The sequence below is a fragment of the Mycobacterium sp. E1715 genome, from assembly GCF_001667625.1.
Classification (GTDB): domain Bacteria; phylum Actinomycetota; class Actinomycetes; order Mycobacteriales; family Mycobacteriaceae; genus Mycobacterium.
The window spans coordinates 1-4,658 of sequence record NZ_LZJJ01000057.1; the positions used below are offsets into that span (position 1 = coordinate 1).

At 63.2% G+C, this 4,658-nt stretch carries 6 protein-coding genes; 2 read left to right on the forward strand and 4 right to left on the reverse strand.

Going from position 1 to position 4,658, the window contains the following annotated elements:
• From A9X03_RS03220 to A9X03_RS03230, 3 genes are all read right to left on the reverse strand, one after another.
• The coding region (locus tag A9X03_RS03220) for an MCE family protein (protein ID WP_068259658.1) at positions 1–784 on the reverse strand (784 nt) is incomplete at its 3' end.
• A 13-nt stretch (positions 785–797) separates the two neighbouring features.
• Positions 798–1,643, reverse strand: coding sequence for an ABC transporter permease (locus tag A9X03_RS03225; RefSeq protein WP_067755511.1), 846 nt, complete (start codon positions 1,641–1,643; stop codon positions 798–800).
• 7 nt (positions 1,644–1,650) lie between these two features.
• On the reverse strand, positions 1,651–2,499 hold the full coding sequence (locus A9X03_RS03230; RefSeq protein ID WP_067755514.1) for an ABC transporter permease: 849 nt from the start codon (positions 2,497–2,499) through the stop codon (positions 1,651–1,653).
• Between the two features lie 238 nt (positions 2,500–2,737).
• Here A9X03_RS03230 and A9X03_RS03235 point away from each other — a divergent pair, with 238 nt between their 5' ends.
• Positions 2,738–3,544, forward strand: coding sequence for an SDR family NAD(P)-dependent oxidoreductase (locus A9X03_RS03235; protein ID WP_067755518.1), 807 nt, complete (start codon positions 2,738–2,740; stop codon positions 3,542–3,544).
• A 165-nt stretch (positions 3,545–3,709) separates the two neighbouring features.
• A complete protein-coding gene (locus tag A9X03_RS03240; RefSeq protein WP_231969380.1) occupies positions 3,710–4,072 on the forward strand; it encodes a hypothetical protein in 363 nt (120 codons plus the stop codon).
• 255 nt (positions 4,073–4,327) lie between these two features.
• Here the strand turns inward: A9X03_RS03240 and A9X03_RS30025 are convergent.
• On the reverse strand, positions 4,328–4,658 hold a 331-nt coding region (locus A9X03_RS30025), incomplete at its 5' end, for an SRPBCC family protein (RefSeq protein ID WP_231975341.1).

Sequence of the window (4,658 nt, forward strand, 5' to 3'; positions counted from 1 at the left end):
CCTGCGCGTTGTCCGCCAGCACGTCGTTTCCGATGTCGGCCAGCGCAATCGCGCTGATGAGCGCGGTGTCGAGATCACGCTGCCGGTCGACCACGGTGTCGCTCAGCCGGGTCGCGTTTTGAACCGTCTTAACCAGTTCGGGGGCCACGTCGGCGTAGGCGTTGAGCACCTGTGGGGCCACCGAGAGTTCGTGCCTCAGGGAGGTCAGGCTCGGGTCGATCTTGGTCAACAGGGCGTCCAGATCGGCCAGGGTGTGGCCGAGTTTGTCACCGCGGCCGCTGAACGCTTGCGCGAGAGCGCCAAGGGTCTCATTGAGCTTTTCCGGTTCGATCTGCGACAACACCGACACCAATTGCTCGAACACGGTGTCGATTTCGACGGTGACATGCTCAGAGTCAAGGATTTGGCCCGCCTTCAGCGACTGGGGGGAGGGATCGGGCGGTGGGATGAGTTGCACGAATTTCGACCCGAAGACGGTCGTTGATTCGATGTCGACGCCGGTATTGGCGGGAATCAGATTCAGCCAGGAGGGATTGATCGCCAGGTGAATCGCGGCCCGGCCGTCGGGCAGGTTGTCGATCGAGGAGACCTTGCCCACTTGTGCACCATGCAGCTTCACCTTGGCGTCCGGGTTCATCACCAGTCCCGCCCGGGGCGATAGCACCGTGACCGGCACCGATTCGATGGCACCGCCTTCGAACAACACGATGGTGGCAGCGACGATCGCGCCGATCACACCGACGGTGGCCAGACCCAGCAAGGGGCGAACAGTGTTGTTCCACATCAGCTTTCTTCCCCTAGCCCGACAAGTTGAAGTTGCCGTTGGCGCCGTAAATGGCCAGCGAAACCAGCAGGGTGACCGACACGATGATGATCAGGGAAGTGCGCACCGCAGTACCCACCGCGACCCCGACACCCGAGGGTCCCCCGCTGGCGAAGTAGCCGTAGTAGGTGTGGGTGAACAGGATGGCCAAGGCCATCAGGATCGCCTGCAGAAATGACCACAATAGGTCGGTTGGGTTCAGAAACGTCGAGAAGTAGTGACCATAGAGCCCACCGGATTGCCCCAGCACGACCACGGTGGTGAATTGGCTGGCCACGAACGACAAGATGACCGCGATCGAGTACAGCGGCGTGATCGCCAGCATACCGGCGACGATCCGTGTGCTCACTAGGTAGGAAACGGGCCGGATCCCCATACTTTCGAGCGCATCGATTTCCTCATTGATGCGCATGGCGCCCAGTTGGGCGGTCACGCCGGCGCCGAAGGTGGCCGCCAAGCCGATGCCGGCGACAATCGGCGCCGAGATACGGACGTTGATGAACGCGGCCAAAAAGCCGGTCAACGCCTCGATGCCAATGTTGCCCAGCGAGCTGTATCCCTGGATGGCCAGCGTCCCACCCGTCGCCAAGGTGAGAAATCCGACGATGACCACTGTCCCGCCGATCATCGCCAAGGTGCCAGCGCCCATGCTGATTTCGGCGATCAAGCGGATGATTTCTCGCCGGTAGCGGGTGGCCGCAAACGGGGCCCCGGCGATCGCCTTCCCGTAGAACGCGACGTGGTCACCGATGCCGGTCAGCGCGCTGATCGGTCTGTTGATTTCTCGGGCCAGACCCGGATATGCCGCTCGCAGCGTCACCGTCTGCCTACTTCGCCGTCATCTGGATGCCGATAGCCGTCACCACGACGTTGATGACAAACAGCGACATGAACGCGTATACCACCGTCTCGTTGACGGCGTTGCCCACAGCTTTGGCGCCGCCACCGGTGATCGTCAGCCCGCGGTAGCAGGCCACCAGGCCGGCGATGAGACCGAACAACAGCGCTTTGACCGAGGAAATGATCAATTCGGGCACCCCGGTCAGCAGGGTGATGCCCGCCGCGAATGCACCCGGGTTGACGTCCTGGACGAACACCGAGAACGTGTAGCCGCCCAGGATGCCGATGATGCAGACGACGCTGTTGAGCAGCAGTGCCACCAGTCCCGATGCCAGCATGCGCGGGGTGACCAATCGTTGAACGGGATTGATTCCCAACACTTCCAACGCGTCGATCTCTTCACGGATGGTGCGCGAGCCCAGATCGGCGCACATCGCCGTGGCGCCGGCGCCCGCCACGATCAGCACCGTGACCAGGGGGCCGACCTGGGTGACCGCCCCGAAGGCTGCACCCGCCCCCGAAAGGTCGGCCGCACCCAGTTCGCGCAGCAGGATATTGAGCGTGAAGCTGACCAGCACGGTAAATGGAATGGCTACCAGCAGCGTGGGCATCAGCGAGACGCGTGCGACAAACCACGACTGATCCAGGAACTCTCGTCCCTGAAACGGCCTGCGGACAGCGAACTTCGCCGCATCGGCCGCCATCGCGGCCAGTCCCCCGATGGCCTGCATGGGCCCAGCCAGCTTGGCGCCAAACGACGAAAGCCCCGGCGACCAACGGTCGGGCGCCTTCGTGATCACCGGCTGTGGCTCCTTCACCTCGTCGACACCAGACATCGCAGCTCGGGTCACGCCCTGCACCACATCGGTCCGAGCTGCGTCGAGCAGAACCCTCCCAGTCGGGTGAGACGTGAACCACACGATGTCCCGCTTACCGGGACGCCTATCCATCGCTGCGGATCCCATGCGAGGGCACCCGAACCGGGTCCATACCGGGCCCCTCCCCGCCTAGGAGAGGACCACCCACCGGGACATGCGGCTGACATTGCCGATTCCGCGGAGCACCATCCCCGTTGTGAACAGTCCTCAGAGATATGCGAATCGCCGCGTTTTGATCAGCGGGGGTGGCTCGGGCATTGGACAAGCAACCGTGCTGCGCGTGCTGGAGGAAGGCGGACGAGTTGTGGCCGCCGACATCAGCGAGTCCGGGTTGAAGGACACGGTGGCCAAGGCCGACACGTACGCGTACCGGCTCGCCACGGTGACGTTGGACGTCGGCGACGAGCAGTCCGTCCGCGACGGTGTCGGCCGGGCGCTCGCGGCGCTGGGAGGTCTCGACACGTTGGTCAACGCGGCGGGGATTCTGCGCTCGGCCCATTTCCTGGACACCACCGTGGCCGATTTTGAGCAGGTACTCCGTATCAACCTGGTCGGCACCTTCCTGATGACCCGCGAGGCGATCCCGGCCCTACGCGAGGGCGTCGGTCCAGCCGTGGTCAACTTCAGCTCCACCTCGGCGGCCTTTGCTCACCCGTATATGTCCGCCTACGCCGCATCCAAGGGCGGAATTCAGTCGATGACACATGCGTTGGCAATGGAGTTCAGCAAAGAGGGAATCCGGTTCAACTCGGTGCAGCCGGGGTCAATTTCCTCCGGAATGACTGATGGCACAGGAGAATCGAAGCAGAGCGTAGGTCCGGGCCTACCTGCTGACGTCGACTTTTCCTTGTTCGGCAAGGTTCAGCCCGTACTTCCACTGGCTGACGGCGCGATCTTCGCCAGACCAGACGCTGTAGCCGCCGTAGTAGCCATGCTGGGCTGTCCCGACGCCTATTTCATCACCGGCACCGAAGTCCGTGTGGACGGCGGCTCGCATATGTGAGCCGCGACCAGCGGCCCCGCCGAGGGCAGTCCGCCATTGCGGTGGGTAACGGCATGTCGTCTGATCCTTCGGCCCAAACAGAATGGAGCGAACTTGAAGGCGCTCATACTGGGTATCTGCCTGGCGGCGGCGGCCTTCGGGCTCGTGCCCGTGGCCCACGCGGAGATGCGAACCGGCAATTACCAGCTTTTGATCACCGGCAGGTACGACTTCCATACCTGGATCTGGGCGATTTCGTCGTGCAGCGGTGACTGTGTCAGCGTGAGCGCGATACCCCAACCGGTAGCCAGGGCATTCGAGTACACCGGCACCGCTCGGTTCGCCGATGGCCGCTATACCTTGAGTGTCGACGTTCCCGACGGTCTGCGTTGTGGTGACATCTACTACGGCCCCGTGATACCCACGCACGACGTCTACGCATGGGATGCGTCCGCGCTTGCTGGCTCGTTGGACTCCTCGTTTTCCTCGGGTTGTAACGGGTCGCCGGCGGGAACCTACACGTATCCGTTCACCCTGGTCCGCATGTAGATCGTGCAGCCTAACCTTCTCCCCTGCGCGGCGAGTGGCTAACATCAACGACTTCCGGTCACCCGCCCGCACGTGTGGGTGGCGGTGATCGGCGATGCGAAGACAACGGCCTGGCTCCGGCCACCACGCGGGGCACCAAACCCAGCCCGCCATCGGGCCGCGTGTAATGACCAAGGAGGCTGACGGTAAATGGCTTTGGGCCATCTTGATCCTGTAGACGAGACCGGTGGCAATCCATGCTCACCGGCACGGTGGCTACGTCGGCTGCGCTTCGGCTCCCCGGGCGAGAGCGGTCACCATCGTGGGCATGCTCGCGCGCAGCATGAGCCAGATCAGCGGCCCTGTGAGCGGAATGCGGCTCCGAAACGTTGCCTTCCATACGATGTGAGATCCGCGAGACGTAGTGGATATATGAACATCGGCGCGGTGATCGGTGACGGGGATTCCCGAGAGGATGGTATAGGCGTGGTGGTAGGGGCGGTCAGCGATCAGAATTTTTTCGCGCATAGTCAAGCCGCTCATGGTGATTCGACGTATAGCCCCGGTACGGGAGTTGGCCGTTCCGGGGTACTCCCAGACCGCGGCC